A 2,851-nucleotide genomic window follows, 5' to 3' on the forward strand; every position below is an offset into this window, starting at 1 on the left:
CGGGAGCGCCGCCGAGCACCGGGACCCGGTCTGCTCCCACGACGGGAAAACGTTGTGCGCCACCCTCTTCGCGTCGACCACCGCGCACCGGAACGGGACGGCGATCACCCGTGGAGCCCGTTTTTCCCGCCAGCGGGGAAAAGCGCTCAGAATCGGCGGGAAAAGCGGTTGGTCCACGATCGAGGTGCGCTGCCGCCGCGGGTGTTCGGGGTCTGCGCCGCGCTCGACGGGCGACCGCGCACGTCCCCGACCGGTGACTTCTCCCGCGCGCTCCGCCCGATTTCCGGGAAACCGCCGCACTTCCCGCTCTGCGGGGTCGAGTTCGCACCACTCCGCGACCGGGCGCCGTTCCCGCGGCGCGTCCACCGGCTCGCCGAGGTCCACCCGGAGCGGGCGCGTCCGCGGCGCTGCGGCAATCGGCCGAATGCCGGAACGCGATGTCCGAACGGTGGACAATGGACGGTGGCGACTCCTACCGTGGTAGACCGTTGTTATCGCTAACACGTGTGGCTTTCCGGCCGGTTGGCCGCGTTGCTCGATCAGCTGAGTTGAAGGTGGGGCAGGAGTGGACAACAGGACCACGCGCGATCCCGCGATGACGGACGTCGCGAAGCTGGCGGGCGTGTCCCACCAGACCGTGTCGCGCGTGCTGAACGGCCACCCCAACGTCCGCGAGCAGACCAGGCTCCGGGTGCGGGCCGCGATCGCGGAGCTGGGCTACCGGCCCAACCGCGCGGCCCGCGCGCTGGTCACCGGGCGCTCGCAGGTCATCGGGGTGGTCGCGCAGAACTCCACCCTGTACGGGCCCGCCTGGCTGCTGGCGGCGGTCGAGCAGGCGGCGGCGGAGGCGGGGTTCGCGGTCAGCGTCGGGCTGGTCAAGAGCCTGGACCGGGCGTCGATCTCCGAGGCCATCGAGCGGCACCGGGACCAGCGCGTGGCGGGCATAGTCGTCATCGCGCCGACCGACTCGGCGAGCGCGGCGCTGGCCGACGTGCCGGACGGCGTGCCGCTGGTCGCGGTCGACGGCGACCCCGAGCGGGCGTCGGCGCTCGTGACGGTCGACCAGGAGGCGGGCGCGCTCGCCGCCGTGCGGCACCTGCTGGACCACGGGCACCAGACGGTGTGGCACGTGTCGGGGCCGCCGGACTGGTACGACAGCGAGGGCCGGGTGCGCGGGTGGCGCCGGGCGCTGGAGGAGGCGGGCGCCGAGGTGCCGCCGGTGGTCGCGGCGGACTGGAGCGCGGCGTCCGGGTACCGGGCCGGGCTGATGCTCGCGCGGATGCCGGAGGTGACGGCGATCTTCGCGGCGAACGACCACCTGGCGCTGGGCATCCTGCGGGCGATGAGCGAGCGCGGCAGACGGGTGCCGGACGACGTGAGCCTGGTGGGCTTCGACGACGTGCCGGAGGCGGCGTTCTTCATCCCGCCGCTGACCACCGTGCGACCGGACTTCGACGCGGTGGCGCGGGAGACCCTCGGGCTGCTGCTGGCGCAGGTGGCCGGGACGGAGCTGGGCGAGCCGAGGCGGACCATAGCGCCGAGCCTGGTGGTCCGCGACAGCGTCGCGCCGCCTCGGAGCTGAGCGGGGGAGGGGCCCGGCGGGGCCGGGCGCGGACCGCCGAACCGCCTACCTCCCTCGTTCAGTCGTCCCCCATTCGAGGGTTTCTGCGTCCGACTGGCGGGGAACCTGTGCCTGGAAGTGATCACGTCACCCCACACCGGTGACGCTTCCGACCCAACCGTCTCCCGTTCCGGTACCCAGCGTGACCAAGTTGTAGCCCTGAGGGAGTAGCGTGTGTCACACGCCCCCTGTCCAGGACCAACCGCGCCGGGTAACGCGCGGGTTACTCGTGTGCCCTCCGCAGTCGTGCGCGTTCACATCACGGTTAAGCCCACGTTGCACCGGGGGCTTGACGGGCCGAATGTTAGCGATAACACTCCTCGCTCATGGCGAATGATCCCCTGGTCGTGGGAGTCGATTTCGGCACGCTGTCCGGCCGCGCCGTCGTGGTCCGGGTCAGCGATGGCGCCGAGCTCGGCACCGCGGTGCACGAATACCGGCACGGTGTGCTCGACCGGACCACCCCCGGTGGACGGGCGCTGCCCCCCGAGTGGGCCCTCCAGGTCCCGCAGGACTACGTCGACGTCCTGCGCAACGCGATCCCCGCCGCGCTCGCGGACGCGGGCGTCGACGCCGCCGACGTCATCGGCGTGGGCACCGACTTCACCGCCTGCACGATGGTCCCGGTGAACTCCAGCGGCACGCCGCTGTGCGAGCTCCCCGAGTTCGCCGACCACCCGCACGCCTTCGTCAAGCTCTGGAAGCACCACGCCGCCCAGGGCCAGGCCGACCGGATCAACCGGCTGGCGCAGGAGCGCGGCGAGTCCTGGCTGCCCCGCTACGGCGGCCTGATCTCCTCCGAGTGGGAGTTCGCCAAGGGCCTGCAGATCCTCGAAGAGGCCCCCGACGTCTACGCCGCGATCGACCACTGGGTCGAGGCCGCCGACTGGATCGTCTGGCAGCTCACCGGCACCTACGTCCGCAACGCCTGCACCGCGGGTTACAAGGGCATCTACCAGGACGGCAACTACCCGTCCCCGGAGTTCCTGGCCGCCCTCAACCCCGGCTTCGCCGACTTCGTCTCCACCAAGCTGGAGCACCCCCTCGGCCAGCTCGGCGACCGCGCGGGCGGCCTGTCCGCCCAAGCCGCCGCCTGGACCGGCCTGACCGAGGGCATCGCGGTCTCCGTCGGCAACGTCGACGCGCACGTCACCGCGCCCGCCGCGCAGGCCGTCGAGCCCGGCCAGATGGTCGCCATCATGGGCACCTCCACCTGCCACGTCATGAACG

2 protein-coding genes are annotated in these 2,851 nt (G+C 72.3%); both read left to right on the forward strand.

Features of this window, described 5'->3' with window-relative positions:
* The first annotated feature begins 565 nt into the window (after positions 1-565).
* A complete protein-coding gene (locus tag ACTUAL_RS08350) occupies positions 566-1,582 on the forward strand; it encodes a LacI family DNA-binding transcriptional regulator (protein ID WP_440899842.1) in 1,017 nt (338 codons plus the stop codon).
* Positions 1,583-1,947: 365 nt separating this feature from the next.
* On the forward strand, positions 1,948-2,851 hold a 904-nt coding region (locus ACTUAL_RS08355), incomplete at its 3' end, for a ribulokinase (RefSeq protein ID WP_440899843.1).

This window comes from Actinosynnema sp. (assembly GCF_052038725.1).